Source organism: Yinghuangia seranimata (genome assembly GCF_029953285.1).
GTDB lineage: Bacteria > Actinomycetota > Actinomycetes > Streptomycetales > Streptomycetaceae > Yinghuangia > Yinghuangia seranimata.
This window is the reverse complement of the sequence record NZ_JASAOI010000055.1, coordinates 13791-35005: the sequence shown is the minus strand read 5'-3', so window position 1 is coordinate 35005 and position 21215 is coordinate 13791. Positions and strand designations below refer to the sequence as shown.

Below are 21215 nucleotides of genomic sequence, written 5' to 3'. Positions count from 1 at the left end.
GCTCCTACCGTCCGGATTCCGAGGCGCGCCGGAGCGCTCTGATCGCGCCGCCGAGCATGGGGTTCAGTCGGGCCGGGCGGCCCGCCGCGTGCAGGACGAGGGCGTGGAACCCCGCGTCGCCCTCGCGGCGACGCTTCAGGGCTTCGGCGAGCGCATCTGCGGGTGAGAGGTCCGGGAACACGTCCGGCAGCATGCGCTTGAGGACCGTGCCGTGCCACCCGCCGGGGACGGCGGGCTCGTCGTCGCCCGACTCCGCCGCCGCTCCGAGGGCGGCGAGGAACAGGGTGGACCAGACGTCCACGCCGACCTGGGCCGCGACGGTGTCACGAGTCGGTGAGGCATCGGCGTGGAGTAGGTCGACAAGGCCCTCGAACGCTTTGTTGAGGTAAAGGACGGGGGGGTCGCCCCAGGCGTCGACGTGCCAGGGATCGGCGCGGAACCGGTGTAGCTCCGGTCGGTCGTCGGCGGCGAAGTCGACCTGGACCAGGCGGACCGTGCGGACGGCGGTCGGCGTCCGCGCCTCGAGGTCGACGTTCCACGGCTCCGTCGAACCAATGATGCGGCCCGCGACGTCGTCGACGGTCGCGGTGAGATGGGCCTCCAACAGGACGCGCCCGGCGTGCCGTGTGTGGTCGAGCGATACCTCGCCGGTCCAGGCGCCCGATCCGTCGGGGTGGAGGCGGACGGCCGTGACCGAGTTGGTGGCGCGTTCGCGGAGGACGGCTGTGCACGCCTGGTCGCGACCGTGGTGCTCCGGGCGGAGGGCACCGGGTGCCGTGGTCACCGCGACCGTGAGCCGGGCTTCATTCCAGTCCGTCCCGCGGTCGGTGTGCAGGGCCACGATCCGGTCGGTCGTGTTGACCAGTTGGACGGGCAACGTCCAGTCGTCGACCCGGACCCGGACGACCGCCAGCTCCACCGGGCCGGCGACGGTCGGGTAGGGGACGAGCCGCTTCACCGGGCACCTCCCACCGCGCGCGCGAGGTCGACCTGGGCGACCGACAACGCGGCCTCGATCGGATGGGACGTCGGATCGCTGACGCCCTCGAACACGGCCGAACGGCTGAGTGGCGTGAACGTGAGGCTCCCGTCGCCTTCGACGGTGCAGTTCGAACGGGCGACGAGTGTCGCCCACTCCACCGGCAGGCCTCCGCCTCCACGGACGGCGAACCGCAGCTTGGGCACCAGGTGCCAGGCGTCCGGGCGTTCGGGCAGACGTACCTCGACCCGGATCCGCCACGCCCCGTCCTCTTGGAGGTGTCCGTCGAGGTCCTTGACGGTCGGGTAGCCGGTTGTACGGCCCGCACCCGCCGCATCGAGGCGCAGAATGTCGCGCAGCGGGGCGGGCATGTCGCCGCCGCCGGGTTCGGGCCGGGCCACCGCCGTCACGGCCGCGACGTCCGCGGCCTTGAGGAACTCGGCGATACGGGTGGCGGCGCCGCGCACATAACTCGCGGTCAGATCGTCGGTGCGCCGCCATGCGTTGTGCTCGGGCGGCTCCGAGGTGCGCAGAAGTCGTTCGGCCGCCAGGTCCGCGGATGCGTCGCCCGCGGCTACGCCCGCCAGCAGAACGGCCTGGAAGGCGACGGTATTCACGCCGGCCCCGCCGATACGGCGGTCGACTACGGTCATCCGGTTGCCGCGCATGGCGGTGATGTGGTTCGCGTGCCGGTCGTCGTCAGCGCACGGGGTCACGAGCAGGACCGCGTCGTGCCGCGTGGGCGCGTCACCACGAGCGCCGGCCTTGCGTGCCGGGAGCACAAGGGAGACCGACAGCCGTGCCACATCGGTGGGCCCGGTGATCGCGTCGACGGTTTCGCCGTTGAGGAAGGCACGCAGCGCACGGGCGCGTACCGGGGCGTGGACGTGGGGGTCGACCCGTTCCTCGACGCCCTCCTCGTCGTCTCGGCGGGTGACCACGGTGACCTCCAGGAGTGGCGGTCGGCCGCCGCCGGTGGTCATCGCCGCCCAGAAGTCGTCGGCGAGGGAGCGGACCAGTTTGTCGCGCATCGCCGGCAGGTCCTGGGCGTCACCGGAGGCGTCGTGTGCTCCGACGATGAGGAACGAGGTACCAGGCTCGCCTTCGGGCCTGTCCAGGTGCAAGGAGGCGGCGGTCTCGGTGTCCGCCCACCACGAGCGTGCGGCGTCGCCGCGCGTCCGGTCAGGTTCGCCGAACCAGCCGGGGCCCGCCCACTCACGTCCGTCCACGACGTGCCACGGCAGGTCGAGCCTCCCGATCATGCGGCGCTCGCGACGGCCCTCGTGGGTCTCCGACAGAGTGCTGTTGATGAGCACGAGGCCGAGTCGGCTGGTCGCCCACAGGGTGGCCTTGCCGAGCCCGTAGGAGCCGCCCGCCGTGTCGCCCGAGGACTTGCTGCTGTCGAGCTGCCGTCGCACCACAGCGGCGAAGCGGCCGTCGTCATAGTCGGAGCCGGTGAGTCCGTTCGCGTTGAAGTCGTCGATACGCAGAAGAATCAGCGAACTGTTTTCCCGCATTTCGCGGAGTCCGTCTGCGATGACGCGTCCGGTTTTCCGCTTGGGATCCTCTGCGGCCTGGACATGCGGTTCGATCTCCGACCACTGAATCGCGTCCAGGAACCGGAACAGGTGTTTTCCGGTTATCTGGTGCAGCGTGTAGCGCATACGCACCGGGCGGCTGTTGTCCAAGCGTTCGTCAAGACTGTTCTGAGTGGCTTCCCGGGCGAGCACGGAAAGGTCGGCGTCGAACGCGAACGCCGCCGGATTCCCGAATTCGCGGCCGCCGTCTACATGCGCCGGCCGGTGGTACCACGTGACGCTCGCCGCCTGCGTCGGTGTCTCCTCACGCACCGTCACCGCGACCTCGTCCAGGCCGAGCGCTGCGGCGATGGCCCGCTTCTTGTCGGGACGCGGTTCCGCCCGCCCGGTCACCCAGGCGGACACCGCGGCTCGGGTCACGTCGAGCGTCAGCGCCAGCTCGTTCTGGCTCATACTGCGACGGCGCAACTGCCGCCCCAGCCATGGGCCGAAGTCGTCGGCTTCCTCCACGGCGTCCCTCTCGTTTGCGCGCCCGATGGGTCGAAGTACGGCAAGACTAGCATGCAAATTTGACATGAGTGGTGTGTCAAACAACCTTTGACAGGGCCGGTGGTGTCGTGGCGGGTGGACGGCAGTGGTGGTGAATGTCTCTGATGTCCGAGTTATTGCGAAATGCCATCTTCTGTGTGTATCGCAAGTGGAACCACGTGGTCCACTTCCTCGGGTTTTCGGAAGCAGGTTGCGAACGCCCCTTGCGGCGGGCACAGTTGCTCGGCAAGGGAGCGGATTTCGATGCCTCGGAGAGCGGGGCGGGAGATGCGCAGGGGAGAGCTCTGTCCTGAATTCGGGCGCTCGCGGGTCTGAGTGGGGATTTCCCGTTTCGGTCGACCGGGGTGTCGTAACTGTGTTGGTGCGGCCGCCGGGCACGCTGTTTCAGTACGTCCAATTCCGTTCGGAAAGGACTCGAAAAATCACGATGAGCGAGCACCGCCGGGGTACCGGCTGCAGGGGGCGCGTCGAGTACGGAGCCTCCGGGTACCGGCGCTGCCGCCCGGAGTCGCGCCGCCACCGGGTCGTCAGGGACCCGTCGGTCGCCTGCGTCGGGTCGTCTCGGGAGCGGGATCGGCCCACCGCCGGGCACTCCGAGCAGACGAAGCGCGCGGCGCGCCGGGTCGGTCGCCGCCTGGCGTCCGTCGGTGTGCACATGATCGCCGAGTGGTTGTCGGACCGCCTGCTCTGAATCCATTGCGTCCGGCCCCCAGGGGAGCGGGCGTTCATCCGCACGGCGCGCCGCGGCGGGCCGTGCCCGTCACCACCAATCCGTACATGATGAGATCGCGTGTTCCCCGGCCGGCTCCCGCCGGCCGGGGAACGCCGAAAGCCAGGGGGAACGCCCATCATGACCGTCCCGTCATCAGGCGACGAGGTCATCACCGTCGTCCGCGAGCAGTCCAGCAGGGTCCTCGAGACATACCGCATCGACCCCGGGCTCATCGTCGAGCACTTCAATAACGAGCGCCGGATCACGCAGGGCGGCTACGGCGACCGCCAGGTGTATGAATTGGTGCAAAACGGTGCGGATGAGCTGCGGGAGACCCCCGGCGGTGGCGACATCCACATCGTGCTGACGCCGACCGTGCTGTACTGCGCGAACGAAGGCTCGCCCGTCACCCCGGCCGGCGCCGAGACCATCCTGCGGATGAGCGTCTCCCGTAAGAGGGGTGGGCAGATCGGGCGGTTCGGTGTCGGTGTCAAGTCCGTCCTGAGCGTGACGGACACGCCGCAGTTCTTCAGTACGTCGGGCTCGTTCGGATTCGACCTGGACTGGTCGCGCGAGCAGATCCGGCTCGTGCAGCCGGATGTCGTGGACACTCCTGTGCTGCGGATGGCACGGCCGATCAACCGCGAGCAGGAGGTCGCGACCGACCCCGTGCTGGCGGAGCTGCTTTCGTGGGCGACCACGGTGGTCCGCTTGCCACTCAAGCCGGGCCGGGCCGACCGGCTCGGCAAGGACCTGGCGCAGTTCCCGTTCGAGTTCCAGTTGTTCTCCCCTCAGGTCACGACAGTGATCCTGGACGACCGTCGGCGCCCCGGTCACCCGGTCGTCCGCAGGCTTTCCCACAGCGTGCGTGGCGACTTCCACAGCATCCAGGACGAGCTGCCGTCGAGCGACGAAATCACCCGGCACTGGCGGGTGTTCACCGCCACCCACGAGCCGGGGGAGACTGCCCGGGGGGCTGCTGGTGAACTCCACGACCGTCCGCGGATCGACGTGTCCTGGGCCGTGCCGGTGAACGCCAAGGGCGCGCCGAGCACCGGTGCGCGAGGGCGTTTCTGGGCGTACTTCCCGACGAACTACACGACGCTGTTGCGCGGCATCCTCAACGCACCCTGGAAGACATCCGAAGACCGCCAGAACCTTTACAAGGACAACGAGTTCAACGAGGAGCTCGTCGTCGCCGCGGCCCGTCTCGTCGTGACCGCCCTGCCCGAGCTCGTGACTCCGGACGACCCGGCCGATTACCTGGGCCTCCTGCCCGGCCGCGGCCGCGAGTCGCCCCAGTTCGCCGACGAGGAACTCACTGAGGCGATCTGGCGGTTGGCGGCCGAGTTGCCCTCGCTGCCCGACCAGAACGGCGTGCTGCGGGTCCCCGCGGAGTTGTCTCTGCATCCCGAGGGCTTGCAGCGCGAGTGGCTCAACCTGTGGGCGGGTCACCCCGGTCGCCCCGTCGACTGGTGCCACCACTCGATCGAGCAGCGGGAGCGCCGTTCCCGCGTGGAGCTCATCCGCAGGCGTGCCGAGGCGGAGGTCGCTTCCACCCGAGCCTGGCTCGAGGCGCTGGTTCAGGACGGTACGCCGGCGGCGTCGGTGGTCGCCGTGCGCATCGCCGGTGCGATGAAGAACACGGACCACCCGCTCTACGAAGAGGCTTCGACCGCGCGCATCCTGCTTACGGAGGACCACGGATTCGTGGCCGCCGGTACCGGCCGGGTGTACCGACGGGCGTCCGACGACGGCCTGGCCGACGACCTTGTGTACGTCCACCCCGAGGTCTGCGCCGACCCGGACGGACTTGAAGCGCTCGTGGAACTGGGGGTCCACCTCGCGGATGCGAAGGGACGCCTGGCTGCCGTGGTCGGGCAGGGCTTCGACGGTTACGGGCACGAGCAGTGGACGGCGCTGTGGGACCTGACGCGCGAGGTGCCCGCACGGCAGGTCGCCGAGGTTCTCGGCCGGGTCCCGAACGCCACACGGACGCTACAAGTGCGGACCGTAGCAGGCCGGTTCCGGTCGATCGACGAGTGCCTGCTTCCCGGACGCGTGGTGCCCGCCGACGGCAGCCGGGACGGTGCCGTTGCGGTCGACACGGAGTTCCACCGTACGTCGCTCGGTTTTCTGGAGGCCCTCGGCCTCCGCGCGACACCGCAGCCGGGGCACGATCCCGCGGAGGAGTTCTGGTTCGACGACTACCGCCAATGGCTGTTGGACCGTCACCTCGCCACCCTGTCGCCGACCGCGCCACGTCCGCGGCTCGCGTCTGTCCACGTGACCGGCGCACGGACCGCCGGCCCGCTCCGACTGATGTCGGAGCTGTCTGAAGAAGGTCGCGCCGCCTTCATCGCGGCGCTCCCGGAAGACGGTCTCGTCGAGAACTGGACGTTGCAGATCGGACAATCGACGGCCCGCAGCGGCGTTCCGTCGCCCCTGGTCTGGATGCTGCGCACTCGGGGGCTGCTGCGGACGACACGTGGACTCACTCCGGTTGCGTCTGCGGTGGGTCCGGCATTGCAGGAACACGGCGAACTGCTGCCCGTCGCGCGGTTGCCCGAACACCTCGTCAGGCTGCTCGGCCTACCCGAGAGGCTGTCGACGGTCCCGCAGGAGGTGTGGGCCGCACTGCTACACGAAGTCGCCACGAGCACGGACGAGGAACGGATCGGCGCTACGTATGCGTTGGCGTTGCGGTCCAAGACGCCGTGGCCGCAGGGTGTCCAGACACGTTGTCGGGTCGGCGACACCTGGGGAACCCGCCCGGACGCGGAGATCGCAGTGGCGTCCACGCGCGCCGACTTCGAGCTGCTCGTCCGTGAGGAGGTCCCGGCGCTGCTCGCTCCATCGCCCGAGGACGCCGACGCGATGGTGCAGGCGTGGGGCATGCAGCACGTCGCGGACGTCGTCGAGGAGGAGACCCGCTATGTCGCGTCCGCGGAACCACGGCTGTTGGTAGAGGAGTTCCCACATCTCAGAGTGACTCACAGCAAGCAGATCGCCGGCCGTCGGGCTGTAGCGTGTGCCGAGCTCGAGAGGATCGTGCGTACCCCGGCGGGGATGACGGCGACGCCTGTCGAGGTGGCGGTGGAGGACAACGACGTACTCGTACTCGACCCCGAAGACGACTTGGCGCTGCTGGCCGCGGTAGACCGTGCACTGAACCTCGGTCTAGGGGTTGCCGGGTGTCGGTCGATCATCGACCGGCGCGAGCGGCAGCGCAACGATGAGCGGATGCAGCGCGCCCGGCGCAGTGCGGACAACGCCGAGAAGATCCTCAACCTCGTCGGCGAGGAGGCGCTGCGTCGGGGCCTCCCCCAGGGCCTGGTGGAGAGCGACGCCGCTGCGCACGGGCGTTCGCCGGACGCCAGGCGCGTGGCCGAACTGGCCATGAACGCCCACGGCGACGACATCCTGCGACACCACACCAAGGACTTGACGGCGCGGTTCCCCGAGATGCCGGCCGCGTTCCAGGGCAGTTCCGCCTCGCGACGACTGGTCGCCGAACTCGGCCTCCCCGAGTCCTACGCAGGGGTGAAGGTCTCCGCGCCCCCTGCCGAAGAGGTCGTGGACGGGCCCACCGTCTACCCCAAACTGCATCCGTACCAGGAGAAGCTCACCGCGAACATGGTCCGGCTGTTGACCCGCGTCCAGCCGGGTCGCGCGATGCTGTGTCTGCCGACGGGTGCGGGCAAGACCCGCGTTGCCGTGGAAGCCGTGATCGACGTGGTGCGCCAGGAAGGCCTGCGGGGTCCTGTGCTCTGGATCGCCCAGTCCGAGGAGCTCTGTGAACAAGCCGTCCAGAGCTGGAAGTTCGTGTGGAGCGCGGTAGGCCCGAAGCAGCGCCTCACGATCAGCCGACTCTGGTCGGGGAACGCTGCGACCGAGGTCCGCGGAAACCCGCACCTCGTCGTGGCCACGGACGCGAAACTGGAGCGGTGTCTCGACACCGACGAGTATGCGTGGCTACGCGAGCCCGCGATGGTCATTGTGGATGAGGCCCACACGTCCATCTCGGCGCGGTACACCGCGTTGCTGCGCTCGCTCGGGCTCACCCACGCGACGACACGACGCCCTCTGGTCGGCCTCACGGCGACGCCCTTCCGCAGTACCAACGAAGAGGAGACCCGCCGCCTGGTCGACCGTTACGGCGCGCTTCGCCTCGACGACGGCGTGTTCGAAGGTGACGCGTACGCGGCCCTTCAGGAGCTGGGGATGCTGGCACGGGTCGACCACCGGGAACTTTCCGGCGCCACCATCACGCTCACCGAGGAGGAACTGCTTGTGTCCGGGTCCTTCCAGGGCCTCGCGACGTCGGCCGAGGAACGTCTCGCCTTGGACGACGATCGGAACAAGCGGCTGCTCGAGGAAATCCTCACGATGCCCGCTGAGTGGCCTGTGCTGGTCTTCGCGGCTTCCGTCAACCACGCGAAACTGCTCGCGGCGATGCTCAACGGGAAGGGTGTCTCTGCGGCTTCCATCGATGCATCGATGCCGGCCGGGCGCCGCCGTGACGTCGTCCACAGGTTCCGGGAGGGCGGGATCCGGATCCTGACCAACTACGGCGTCTTGGCGCAGGGGTTCGACGCCCCCGCGACGCGGGCCGTCGTCGTCGCGCGCCCCACGTACAGCCCGAACAGCTATCAGCAGATGATCGGGCGCGGGCTGCGGGGCCCGAACAACGGCGGAAGTGCGCGCTGTCTCGTGCTCAACGTGCGCGACAACATCCTGAACTTCGGCGAGGAACTTGTGTTCAGCCGTTTCGAGCACCTGTGGAGTCGATGATGACCGGACAGTACGACGCGGACGTGGCGCTGACGCCGGAGCAGCAAGCCGTTGTCGCGCAACCGGCCGACGCCGCCGTGCTTGTGGTCGCCGGCGCCGGTGCGGGCAAGACCCACACGCTGGTGCGTCGACTGGAGCGCTTGACGTCGGACGAGGACGTCCGTGCGGGCGAGATCCTCGCGCTCACGTTCTCGCGTGCCGCCGTCCGTGAGCTGCGAAGCCGGATCACCGGGGCCGCGGGCGCTGCACGCGCGGTTCGTGTGGCGACCTTCGACTCGTGGGCTTTGGAGATCCTCACAGAGCTCGCGGCCGACGTCGACTGGCAGAGCCGCTCGTTCGACGACCGCATCGAGGCCGCCACCGACCTTGTGGCAAAGGGGCTCGCCGACGAACTTTATGAGGACGACCTGCGGCATGTCCTCGTGGACGAAGTCCAGGACCTGGTGGGGGCACGTCGCGAACTCGTCGAGGCGCTGTTGGACCGCTACGACTGCGGGTTCACCGTCGTCGGAGACCCGGCGCAGTCCGTGTACGGCTTCCAGATCGACGACCCCGCCAAGCGTGCCGGAGAAGTCAACCGCTTCTTCGACTGGTTGCGCGGAACCTTCGGGGACGAACTCGTCGAGCTGGAACTGACCCGAAACTTCCGGGTGCGCGAGGAGGAGGCGGGCATCGCACTCCCGTTCGGCCCGGAGTTGCGGGGCCGGGCCGAACACCACACAGGCTCCTCCGACGCCGAGGAACTGCACCGGCGATTGAAAGCCCGGTGGCACGACACTCTGCACCTGGGAGATCTGGACGATCCCTTCGTCTGCGACGCCCTGCGTTCCTATGAGGGGAGCACTGCGATTCTGTGCCGCACCAACGGGCAGGCCCTGCTGGTGTCCGAGGACCTGCACCGCGCGGGCGTTCCGCACCTGCTCCAGCGCTCGGCGCAGGACCGTGTCGTGCCCGGTTGGGTCGCAGGGTTCATCGCCGCGTCGACCACCCCTCATGCGACAAGGGATGTGTTCGAACGGTACCTGTCCGGCGCTGCACCGCATGTGGACGCGGCGATGGCGTGGGGTGCGCTTGTCCGTGCCACGGGGCGTGGAGCGGGCGGCGACACCGTCGACATGATGCGTCTGCGGTCGCTCGTGGCCGCCGGTCGGGTTCCCGACGAGATCACCGCGCCGCCGAGTGCGGACCTTGTCGTTTCGTCACTCCACCGCGCCAAAGGACTGGAGTTCGACCGCGTGCTGGTCGTCGATCCCGGGGGATTCGGCTTCGACCGGGAGTACGACCACGCGGAGGAGGCCCGGCTGTTGTACGTGGGCATGACCCGTGCGCGGGACCAGCTCATGCGCCTGTCGGCCCCGCATGCCCGCACCGTTCGCATAGACAAGCGGACCGGGCGCTGGGCGCGGTTCGGTTACCAGGCGTGGATGCGGCACGGCCTTGAGCTCCAGGCCGGCGATGTCCACGCCACGGACCCGGCCGGTACACATCTGTTCACCGCAGACCCCACAGCAGTGTGGCGGCATCTTGAGAGCGCGGTCCAGGCCGGTGACCCGGTGGTGCTGCGACGGGTGGACGACGGTGCGGAGGAGCCCGGGATGAGCCCGCCCTACCTCGTGCTCGTCGACGACGTTGCCGTGGGAGCAGCGTCTGTGGGCTTCCGCACGGCGCTCCATCGGCACATGCCTTACGGCCGGCGGAACTGGCCCGTTTCGATCACCGGCGTGTACATCGAGGCGGTCGAGACGGTGGCGGGCAGCGACGCGGCGGGGAAGCGTGCCGGAATCGACACGGGCGGGATCTGGCCCGCCCCGCGCATCGGCGGCCTGGGCCGCTTCACCTACGACAAGTCTTCCGACCCGACGGAGGGGCCGATCGATGAGTGACCGTACCCGGCACTACCGGTTCCGTGACGCCCTGGCCGATCGCCTCGAACACGACCTGCTCGGTCCTGCAGGGGGGCCTGACGAGGTGGTCGACGACCCTCCCGTCACCGGCTACGTCACAGGAATCCTGTTCCCGTCACGCAAGGACGACGAGACACGTCTAGTCGACGCCGCCGAGCAGGACCTCGACCTGACGGCGGCGGTTCTCGCTGTCGATGAGGCACCGGACACGGGCGTTTCCATGGCGAATCGGCAGGCGCCGTCCTCGATGGGGATCACGTTCGCCGTCGACACAGGAACGACCCACCTCCTGCACGTGGCGACCGCCGCGGCTGTCTACGAACCGGTTGACGAAGCGGGCACGGTGACAGGTGCGCGCAGGGCGCGCCGGCGCACGACGCACGAGGCCGGCGTGCGCTGGCGGCGTCGCCCGTTGACCCTGCCCGGTGTCCCGATCGACCTCGAAAGGCCCGGTGGACCGTACTCCCTCACTGAGGGTCTCGAACTGCGGGTCCGAGTCCGGACACCCGACCCGGCGGGTGTCGTGTCGGTGACCGTCACCCTGGTCAACACCAACGAGGTCGTCGAGTCCGAACTGCAGGACCCTCATTGCTTCTTCCAGCCGGAACTCGTCGTCTCCGCGGCCGACGGGTCGAGTCCTTTCGTGGAGCGTCGGGCACAGTCCTCGGGGGCCGACGACGAAGTTCTGGTGACGCGGCTGCTGTACCGTCACGCCCCGACGTTCGCGGTGGGGCACGGCTGCGCCGCGGTCTGGGACTGGACCGCGCCCCCACCTTCCGCGGCTGTCACGCACGCTTCGGTCGCCTCGGTTCGCACCGCCTTCGTCCCGCGCTATGACGTGTGCAGCACGGACTCCAACCCCGACATCGACGTCGTCGACTTGGACATGACCGCGTTGGCGGAGGCGAGTGGCCCCGAACTGTCGGCTGCGCTGCACAGACTGCTCGACGGGTACGCACTCTGGGTCGATGAACGCGCCCTGGAGGCGGAATCGTTCGCCGGAACCGAGTTCGCGGACATCGCCGTCGAGCAGATCGTGCGCTGCCGGGAGGCACTCACCCGTATGAGATCGGGCGTCGCCCTCGTCGAACGGCGTCCGGAGGTGCGGGAAGCGTTCCAGCTCGCCAACCTGGCGATGGCTGAACAGCGTGGGCGCACCGACTGGATCCGCGCGGGACGTGTGGGCCGTCCGCAGGCGGCGGGCCAGTGGCGGCCGTTCCAGATCGCATTCATGCTGCTGTGCCTGGACGGGATCGTCGATCCGGACCACGAGGACCGCCGGATCGCGGACCTGCTCTGGTTCCCGACCGGTGGCGGCAAGACCGAGGCGTACCTCGGGCTGATCGCCTTCACGACGTTCCTGCGGCGAATCCGCGACGGGGAGGCGGGGCACGGCGTAACCGTGCTCATGCGCTACACCCTGAGGCTGCTGACCCTGCAACAGTTCGAACGCGCCGCCGCCCTCATCTGCGCGATGGAGGTGATCCGCCGCGGCGATCCGGACCGACTGGGCCGGGCCGAAATCTCGATCGGGATGTGGGTCGGTAAGGCGGCGACCCCGAACCGACTCGAGGTGGCCCGCAAGTCCCTGCAGAAGCTGCGGCGTCGGGAGGAGGTCCAGGAAGAGAACCCCGTTCAGCTGCGCCAGTGCCCCTCGTGCGGTACCCCCCTCGACGCCTTCGCCTACCACGTCGACGAGGCCGCCGCCCGCATGGACATCCTGTGCCCCGACTCAGCATGCGCGTTCCGCTCCGGGCTCCCCGTCCACGTCGTCGACGAGACCGTCTACGCGGCACATCCCACCCTGGTCATCGCAACCGTCGACAAGTTCGCCCAGATCGCGTGGCGCGGACAGGTGGCGAATCTGTTCAACCGTGACCTCGCCCCGGGGGTGCGGGCGCCCGAACTGGTGATCCAGGACGAGCTCCACCTGATCTCCGGCCCGTTGGGCACGATGGCCGGACTGTATGAGACGGCCGTGGACATCGCCGCCGACCTGCCCAAGGTGATCGCGTCGACCGCGACGATCCGGCGTGCCCGCGAGCAGGGGTTGCGGTTGTTCGACCGGGAGGTCCGACAGTTTCCCCCGTCGGGTCTCGACGCACGCGACTCGTGGTTCGCGCTGGAACGCCCTCACGAGGTGAAGTCGGCGCGGCTCTACGTCGGACTGCTGACCCCGTCGACGAGCCAGGCGACGCTTCTGGTGCGTGCCTACTCCGCACTGCTCCACCACACCGCGAGCCTGGACGGGGAGGACGAAATCCGGGATCCCTACTGGACGCTGGTGGGCTACTTCAACAGTCTGCGGTTGCTCGCGGCGGCGGAACTCCAGGTCGTCGACGATGTGCAGGACCGCCTCAAACTGCTCGCCTCACGCGCAGGCGTCACCCGGCGCGACGTCGCCCCGCCGTCCGAGCTGACCAGTCGGGTGGCCTCGAGCGAGATCCCCGCACGCCTCGGTTCGCTGGAGACCGCGCTGCCCGGACCGGCGCTGGACACGGTGCTGGCCACCAACATGATCTCCGTCGGGGTCGACGTCGACCGGCTCGGTCTCATGGCGGTCACAGGACAGCCGCAGACGACTGCGGAGTACATCCAGGCGACCAGCCGTGTCGGACGCCGGCACCCCGGCTTGGTGGTGACGTTGTTCAACGGGGCCCGGTCCCGCGACCGGTCCCACTACGAGTCGTTCCACGCCTACCACTCCGCGCTCTACCGTCAGGTCGAGGCCACGGGGGTCACGCCGTTCTCGGCGCGGGCCCGGGACCGAGCCCTGCACGCCGTACTCGTCGGTCTGGTGCGGTTGCGCGTTCCCGCCGCACGGGCGAACACCGGAGCGGCGTTCATCGAGCAGTACCTGGAACAGGTGCGCGACATCTGCGACGACATCGTCAACCGCGTGAAGGCCGTGGCCCCCGAAGAGGCCGGCCATACGGCACGTGACCTGGCGGAGATCGTCGAGGACTGGCGCACCGCGGCGGTGGAGAACGGACGGCTCGTGTACGAGGCACCGCCCAGGTTCAGGCGCGGTGAGCGTCGGGCGCCGGAGACCGCACTCTTGAGGTCGCACAGCGACGACGACCTCGAATACGCGTGGGACACGCTCTGGAGCCTGCGCGACGTCGACGTCGAATCCGACCTCTACTTGGAGGACTGACATGGCCTTGCGATCAGGACGGGGTGGGCGGTCGGGGCGCGACGGCGCCCGCGAGGCTGTCGTCCGCAAGCCGCTGGGGGCGGTCCGCCGCAGCCAGATGATCACCACCTACGGCATCGGTGCGATGCTGGCGGTCGGTGAACAGTCGTACGTCGTCAGCGGTCTCGACAGCTGGCCCGCCGGCGAATACGACGTCTTCGAGCCGAGGCTGCAGGACCGCCTGCGCGTGGAAGGGTTCCGCAGCCCCCCCGCCGCGGACCCCCCTGCCGGGGACGGGGTTCGAATGCGACTCTTCCCACGCTGGTACTCGTGTCCCGACTGCCTGGCACTGCAACCGCACCGTGACTTCAACCCTCCGCCACGCAAGAACGAGTGCGGCGCATGCGCACGCTCTCTCGTACCGTCCCGCTTCGTGATCGCCTGCGAGAACGGACACCTCGACGACTTCCCTTACTGGGAGTGGGTGCACCACGGGAAGGGGAAGCGCGGCGATCGCGGCGCGACGGAACACCGGCTGACGCTGCGGAGCACCGGACGGACCGCATCCCTCCAGTCCGTGGTGGTCGCGTGCAGCTGCGGCGAGGAGGCGTCCCTGGAAGGTGCCTTCGGGCGTTCCGCGATGGCGGCCATCGGCGTCCGGTGCAGCGGTGCCAGACCCTGGCTCGGCGAAGCCGCGACACAGCGAGGCTGCGCCCTCACCCCTCGCACGCTGCAACGGGGTTCCTCCGCGGCGTGGTTTCCGGTGATGCGGTCGGCACTGTCGATCCCGCCGTACTCGGACGGGCTGTGGGCGCTGCTGGCGCCGCACTACAAGACGTGGCTGCGGGGCAAGACCCCCGCGGAGTTGCGCCGCAACATCGAGAACATCCTCAGCCAGGCCAAGTCGGACCATCCCGTCGAGGACGCGATCGCGTTGGTTGAGGGCCGTCGGCGTCAGGAGGAGGCAGGTGGGACGGAACCGGTCGATGACCTCGTCCTCTCGGGCTTCGAGTCCGCCGACCCGCTACGGCGCGACGAGTACCGTCAGCTGGAGCACGGCGCCGACGACGAGGGCCGTGACCACGGGTTCGTGTGCGTTCCGCCTTCCGGCGGCGACGGTCCGCCGCCGGGAATCGGCAAGACGATGCTGGTCAAGCGCCTGCGGGAGGTACGCGCACTCCAGTCGTTCACGCGAGTCGACATGCCGATGCCCACGGACGTCACGGCCCGGCGTGCCCGCCTGGCCGCAGCCGACCTGCGATGGCTGCCGGCGATCGAAGTCGTAGGGGAAGGGGTCTTCCTGCGGCTCGACCATAGTCGCTTGACTGCATGGGAGCGGGATCTCGCGGTCATGCGTGACGTCGAGAGCGTCCGCGCACACCACACGGCGCAACTGAAGCGTCGCGCGGCCGACTCCGCGGACGTTCCGGAATCGCCGTTGACCGCACGGTACATGCTCGTCCACACGCTCGCCCATGCGCTGATCAACGAATGGAGCCTGGACGCCGGATATCCGGCCGCCTCGCTGCGCGAGCGGCTGTATGCGTCCGACGACATGGCCGGGATCCTGATCTACACCGCGACCAGCGACTCGGCGGGAAGCCTGGGCGGACTCGTTGCGCAGGGCGCCCCGGACCGCATGGCCGCCGGTCTGCAGTCGGCACTGGAGCGTGTCTCCTGGTGCTCGGCCGACCCGCTGTGCATGGAGTCTGAGGCCGCAGGCGTCGACAGCTTGAACCTCGCCGCCTGCCACGCGTGCGTCTTGCTTCCGGAGACCTCGTGTGAAGCGGGAAACTCGTTCCTAGACCGCGCACTGCTCGTGGGTTCCGTCGAACGGGGGGTGCCCGGTTACTTCGAATTCCAGGGGCACCGCCGATGACCCGGTCGTCGTCGGGTCCTCGGCGCCGCCCAGGTGGTAAGTCGGGCGGTACGAGACGTTGCACCAGTCGGCCGAGGCCGATGCGCCAGCCGTCGACTGACGCCGCGTCCTGGGGTGCCTCGGATTCACCCGAGTGCGTCGGTGCGCCGGTCAGGGCGCCGGTGCACGCTCGGCCGATGATCGTCACGGACCGACCCCCCGTGGCGCCGTCGGAGGAGAGCACCCCATGCGAGCACCGTCCATGATGCGCCGCGCGCTTGCGGCAGGAGCCCTCGCCCTGGCGGCGCTCCTGCCCGTCAGCCTGCCCGCGCAGGCCGGCGCCGCGCCCCGCGACGTGGCTGAGCAGCTCGACACGGCCATCCGGCAGACGATGGCGGAGGCCGGGATCCCCGGCGTCGTTGTCGGGCTGTGGCGGCCCGGGCACCGCGACTACGTGCGGTCGTTCGGCGTGGCCGACACCGCCACCGGCGTGCCGATCGACGAGGACATGTACTTCCGGATCGGCAGCGAGACCAAGACCTTCACGGTCACCGCGCTGCTCGAACTCGTCGACGACTGCCTGGTCGGGCTCGACGACCCCATCTCCAAGTACGTGCACGGCGTCCGCGACGGCGAGCACATCACCCTGCGGCAGCTCGCCGAGATGCGCAGCGGGCTCTACTCGTACACCGAGGACACCGACTACGCGAAGACCTTCCTGAGCGATCCCGGGTGGCAGTGGACCCCCGCCGAGACCCTGCCCTACGGGATGAAGCACGACAACCGCTTCGCGCCCGGCGCCGCGTTCGACTACTCCAACTCCAACCTCGTGCTGCTGGGCATGGTGATCGAGAAGGTCACCGGCCGCGACGTGGCCTCTGTCATCCGCGACCGGGTGCTGCGGCCGAGCCACCTCGGACAGACCCTGTTCCCCGCGGGCGCCGAGTTCCCGGCCCCGCACCCGCACGGCTACAGCAACCAGACGCTGGACGGCCAGACCGCCGACACCACGGACTGGAACCCCAGCTGGGCGTGGTCGGCCGGCGCGATGATCTCCACGCTGCACGACCTGCGGGTCTGGGCCAAGGTCCTCGCGACCGGCACCCTGCTGAGCGCGCGGACGCAGGCCCAGCGGCTGGACGGGCTGCCCACCGGTTTCCCGGACACCACGTACGGCCTGGGCATCCTCGACACGCACGGCTGGATCGGCCACAACGGCTCGCTGCCCGGCTACGAGAGCGTCACCGTCTACCTGCCCGAGCAGGACGCGACCCTGGTGGTGCTGCTGAACACCGACTCGTCGCACGCCGGCCAGGAGCCGAGCACCCTGCTGGGCCAGGCCATCACCAAGGTCGTCACGCCGGACCACGTCTACGACGGGTCGGCCACGGCCAAGTTGCTGCCGATCACCGCGACAGGACGATCCAGGTCCGGCCCGGCTGGAGGTTGAACGGCGCGCCGTCGACCGAGTAGGTCGTCGGCGACGTGTCGGTCGGCTTGCTCCATGTGCCGTGGTACACCTGGCCGTTCCGGTAGATGTCGACAGTTCCGCTGCCGGTCGTCACGCTGAACACCTCGTTGTCGGGGTGCCCGGCGTTGAAGTCGGTGAACTTGCCCGGCACGACCGCGACGTGCTGCACGATGACGTTCGTCGTCGTGTCGCGCTGCCCGCCGTCCGTCACCGCCGCGTGCCCGTCCGTCGAGACCAGGTACTCGGAGCCGTTCCAGGCGAAGCCGAAGGACGAGGACGGCATGCGGACGGTGACCGAGTCGGCCGGTGTGCCGCCGGGAGGCACGTCGGCCGCGAACCGCAGGCCGATGTCCTTCGCCACGTCGGCGTCGGGGAACTTGGCGAATACGTCGGCCGGGTTGATGAACGTCGGGTCCGTGCCGCCGTGCGAGAAGCCCTTGTAGGTGAAGGGTGTCACGTTGAAGATGTTCGCCGCGGCGAGCTCGGGCTTGAGGCCGCCGATCGCGCCGGAGTACGCGAAGTCGACCTTGCCGTAGGCCGCGAGGATGGGCAGGTCGGTCTGCCGCGCGCTGCGCACGGGGCCCACGGATGCCGGGACGTGGTTGCTGTCGTAGACCGCCATGAGGCGCGACAGCCCGCCCTCGACCTGGATCGCGTAGACGATGTCGGCCGAGTTGAGCCCGGCCTGCGCCTTCTGGACGGTCGAACCGACGTTGTCGATCTTCACCGCGAGCAGCTTCCCCGCCGGGTCGGCCTCCCCGGTGAGCGGGTTCGGCCCGGCGGGCGCAGGTGCGGCGGGTGTCGGGGCCTCGGGCGTCACAGCCACGGGACCCGCCCCGTCCGACCCCTTCGACGACCCCGACGAACCCCCTCCGCCCAGGACCAGGCCGAGGACGGTGGCCCCGACCACGATCAGCGCCAACCCGGCGGCGACGGCTGCGCGGTACCCCCGGTCCAGACCTCGGAACCAGCTCCAGGGCGTCATATCAGCCACCATGCGCAACTCGAAGCGTCGTCGGCAGGCTTGGCGCCGCTGTGTCACCGCGCGGCACGCAGCGTTACGCAACGGGCGTCCGCCTGCCTCGCATTCCTTTCCATCATGCCCCGCCTCGGTGGCGCCCGCCCCCGCGCGCGTCCGGGAACTCGCGGGCCCCGGCGTCCGACTAGTACGGCGTCCGGCACCGCTCGCCGGACCTGCGCCCCGGTCCCGAGGCGCGGTGTGCACGAGGAGGACCTGTGAAACTGCGGAACCGGCTGCCGGCGGCCGTACTGGTCGCGGCGAGCTGCCTGAGCACCGCCGCGTGCGGCGGCGACGCGACGTCGTCCGCGGCCTCGACCCCGCCGGGCGCCGCGGCCCCGGCGGCGTCGGCGCCCGCGAACAACGGCTCCGGCTACCCGGTGACCGTCGAGAACTGCGGCAAGAAGTACACGTTCGCCAAGGCGCCGTCCCGGGTCGTCGTGATGAGCGGCGGATCCGTCGCCGAGGTCTCCTCCCTGCTCGCCCTCGGCCTCGGGGACCGCATCGTGGCGAACGCGCAGAAGTACGGAGCGTCCGACGAACCGGGCCGCGCGGAGGCGATCGCCGCGCTGCCCACCGGCGGCGTCAAGCTCAACGACGCCATGGACATCCCGCGCGAGGCGATCCTCGGCCTGCGCCCCGATTTCGTGCTGTCCACGTACGGCGGCGGGTTCTCCGCCGACAGCGGCTTCGCCACCCGCGACGACCTGGCCGGCGTCGGCGCCAACACCTACGTTCCGCGCGCGACCTGCGGCGGACCCGGGTCGGTCGACGGCACCCAGAGCATCGAGGACAGCTACGCCGTGCTGCGTGACCTCGGCCGCATATTCGGTGTCAGCGACCGCGCCGAACAGCTCGTCGCCGCCTCGAAGAAGCAGATCGCGGACGTCGAGGCCAAGGTCGCCGGCACGCCCACGCCCAAGGTGATGCTGATCATCCCCGGCATGACCATGGGCGCCGCCGAGTTCAGCTCCATCGGCGCGAACGGCATCTGGAACGACATCATGGCCAAGGCCGGCGCCACCAACGCCTTCGGCGGCACCACCAAGGAGCTGTTCGCCGACCTCAGCAAGGAACAGGTCGCCGCCGCCCAGGTCGACGCCGTCATCATCGTCGACTTCATGAACCCCGACCCGGTGGGTGAAGCCGCCAAGCTGTTCCAGCGCTTCCCCCAGTGGGAGGCCGCGAAGAACAACCGCTTCGTGGTGCTGTCCGACTCGGTGTACCTCGGGCCGAACAACGCGACCGGGGTCGACAGGCTCGCCCGAGCCCTCCACCCCGAGCGGTTCTGAGCCGATGATGCTCACCGTCGGACGGACCCGGCGCCCGGCGGCGGGATCCCGAGGGGCACCGCTGCGCGCGGTGCCCCTGTGGGCCTGCGCGGCCGTGCTCTCCCTGCTCCTCGCCCTGCTGATGCTCGTGGCGATAGGCATCGGCTCCGTGGACGTGCCGGTGGCCGACAGCTGGCGCATCGTCACCCGGCACCTGGGCGGCGGCTCCACGGACGACCTCGACATCGTGCAGAACCAGATCGTGTGGGAGTACCGCATGCCCCGGGTGCTGCTCGCCGCCCTCGCCGGGGCCGGACTCGCGGTCGCGGGCGTGGTGTTGCAGGCGCTCGTGGCGAACCCGCTGGCCGACCCGTACGTGCTCGGCATCAGCTCGGGCGCGTCCACCGGCGCCGTGCTGGTCATGACGTCCGGCGCCGCCGCTGTCGGCGGACTCGGCGTCTCCGCCGCGGCGTTCGTCGGCGCCGCGGTCGCCACCGGCGCGGTGTTCCTGCTCGGGCAGCGCGCGGGACGTCTGTCGCCGCTGCGCGTCGTGCTGGCCGGCGTGGCGGTCGGATACCTCCTCCAGGCCGCCACCGGCTACCTCCAACTGCGCTCCAATCCGAACGAGTTGCGGCGCGTGATGTTCTGGCTGCTCGGCTCCGTCGCGGGCGCGCGGTGGGACCAGCTCAAGGTGGTGTCCGTCGTGGTCGTCACCCTCACGCTCGCCCTCACACTGTGCGGTCGGCGGCTCAACGCCCTGGTCACCGGAGAGGAACAGGCCACCGCGCTCGGCGTCGACGTCAACCGGCTGCGCGTCGTGCTGTTCACCACGAGCGCGCTCCTGACCGGCACCGTGATCGCGGTGACCGGCGGCGTCGGCTTCGTCGGCCTGCTGATCCCGCACATCGTCCGGCTGGCCTTCGGCCCGGACCACCGGCGGGTGCTGCCGCTCGCCGCACTGCTCGGCGCGGTGTACCTGGTCGGCGTCGACCTGCTGTCGCGTACCGCCGACGCGCCCAACGAGATCCCGCTGGGCATCTTCACCGCCGCCGTCGGCGCACCGGTGCTGCTGTGGCTGCTGCGCCGCGAAAGCGAAGCGGGGCGGGGCCGGTGAAGCTCGAACTACGCGGGCTGCGCGCGGTGCTCGGCGGCCTGCCGGTCCTCGACGGCGTCGATCTGCGGGTCGAGGAGGGCGAGTTCGTCGGCCTCGTCGGTCCCAACGGCAGCGGCAAGTCCACGCTGCTGCGTACCGTCTACCGGTCCCTGCGGCCCGCGGCGGGCACGGTGCTCGTCGGCGACGCGGACGTGTGGCGGCTGTCGGCGCGCGCCGCGGCCCTGCGGACCGCCGCCGTCCTCCAGGACAGCCCGCTGCCGGACGGGGCCACGGCGTCCGAGGTCGTCGCGCTCGGCCGCACCCCGCACCACGGGCTCCTGGACCGGGACACCGCCCGGGACCGGGACGTCGTCCACGACGCTCTTCAACGCACCGGCGCCGCGGCCTTCGCGGACCGCGCCGCCACCGAACTGTCCGGCGGCGAACGCCAACGCGTCCTCCTGGCCCGCGCGCTCGCCCAGGAACCGCACGTCCTCCTGCTCGACGAGCCGACCAACCACCTCGACATCCGCGCCCGCTTCGAACTCCTCGGCGTCATCGCCGAGTTGGGGCTCACCACGCTGGCCGTCCTGCACGACCTCGACCTGGCCGCCCGCATGTGCGACCGGCTCGTCGTCGTGAAGGACGGCCGGATCGTCGCCGGGGGACCGGTGCTCGACGCCCTCACCCCGGCGGTGCTGAGCGACGTCTTCGGCGTCAACGCCCGCACCGACCGTCACCCCGACGGCGTCGTCCGCGTCACCTACGACGCCCGGCCCCTGGCCTGCCGTTAACCAAGTACCTTGGCCGCGTGGCGAGTCGCGTATAGCTCGGGGCGTCGAACGGGGGACGAGTGGAGCCAGAGGTACAGGCGGGCCGGGTCGTCGGTGGT

General features: G+C 70.0%; 11 protein-coding genes. 8 read left to right on the top strand and 3 right to left on the bottom strand.

The window, feature by feature from the left end:
* Positions 1–4: 4 nt before the first annotated feature.
* Complete coding sequence (locus QI554_RS32545) at positions 5–958, bottom strand: hypothetical protein (protein ID WP_281475257.1); 954 nt, start codon at positions 956–958, stop codon at positions 5–7.
* Positions 955–3111 (bottom strand): helix-turn-helix transcriptional regulator, encoded by a 2157-nt coding sequence (locus QI554_RS32540; RefSeq protein ID WP_343230833.1) that lies wholly within the window; start codon positions 3109–3111, stop codon positions 955–957. Before QI554_RS32540 ends, QI554_RS32545 begins: the two co-directional genes overlap by 4 nt.
* An 805-nt stretch (positions 3112–3916) precedes the next feature.
* On the opposite strand from QI554_RS32540, the gene QI554_RS32535 reads away from it, so the two are divergent.
* The 5 genes from QI554_RS32535 to QI554_RS32515 all read left to right on the top strand — a co-directional run bounded on the left by QI554_RS32535 (position 3917) and on the right by QI554_RS32515 (position 16920).
* Positions 3917–8572 (top strand): DEAD/DEAH box helicase, encoded by a 4656-nt coding sequence (locus QI554_RS32535; RefSeq protein WP_281475256.1) that lies wholly within the window; start codon positions 3917–3919, stop codon positions 8570–8572.
* 23 nt (positions 8573–8595) lie between these two features.
* A complete protein-coding gene (locus tag QI554_RS32530) occupies positions 8596–10455 on the top strand; it encodes a UvrD-helicase domain-containing protein (RefSeq protein ID WP_281475255.1) in 1860 nt (619 codons plus the stop codon).
* Complete coding sequence (locus tag QI554_RS32525; protein WP_281475254.1) at positions 10448–13633, top strand: DNA helicase; 3186 nt, start codon at positions 10448–10450, stop codon at positions 13631–13633. The genes QI554_RS32530 and QI554_RS32525 overlap by 8 nt, the downstream gene beginning before the upstream one ends.
* Positions 13634–13730: 97 nt before the next feature.
* Entirely contained in the window at positions 13731–15491 is a 1761-nt protein-coding gene (drmB, locus tag QI554_RS32520; protein WP_425528088.1) for a DrmB family protein, read from the top strand.
* A 226-nt stretch (positions 15492–15717) separates the two neighbouring features.
* Positions 15718–16920 (top strand): serine hydrolase domain-containing protein, encoded by a 1203-nt coding sequence (locus QI554_RS32515; RefSeq protein WP_281475251.1) that lies wholly within the window; start codon positions 15718–15720, stop codon positions 16918–16920.
* On the opposite strand, the gene QI554_RS32510 is transcribed toward QI554_RS32515, so the two are convergent.
* Positions 16877–17926: a DUF3048 domain-containing protein gene (locus QI554_RS32510; protein WP_281475250.1), complete on the bottom strand. Its 1050-nt coding sequence runs from the start codon at positions 17924–17926 to the stop codon at positions 16877–16879. The two genes, QI554_RS32515 and QI554_RS32510, sit on opposite strands and share 44 nt — an antisense overlap.
* 251 nt (positions 17927–18177) lie before the next feature.
* Between QI554_RS32510 and QI554_RS32505 the strand changes: the two genes are divergently transcribed.
* From QI554_RS32505 to QI554_RS32495, 3 genes are all read left to right on the top strand, one after another.
* Positions 18178–19251, top strand: coding sequence for an ABC transporter substrate-binding protein (locus tag QI554_RS32505; protein WP_343230832.1), 1074 nt, complete (start codon positions 18178–18180; stop codon positions 19249–19251).
* A 70-nt stretch (positions 19252–19321) separates the two neighbouring features.
* Positions 19322–20344: a FecCD family ABC transporter permease gene (locus tag QI554_RS32500; protein ID WP_485131020.1), complete on the top strand. Its 1023-nt coding sequence runs from the start codon at positions 19322–19324 to the stop codon at positions 20342–20344.
* A complete protein-coding gene (locus QI554_RS32495; protein ID WP_281475249.1) occupies positions 20341–21117 on the top strand; it encodes an ABC transporter ATP-binding protein in 777 nt (258 codons plus the stop codon). Before QI554_RS32500 ends, QI554_RS32495 begins: the two co-directional genes overlap by 4 nt.
* The last annotated feature ends 98 nt before the right edge of the window (positions 21118–21215 follow it).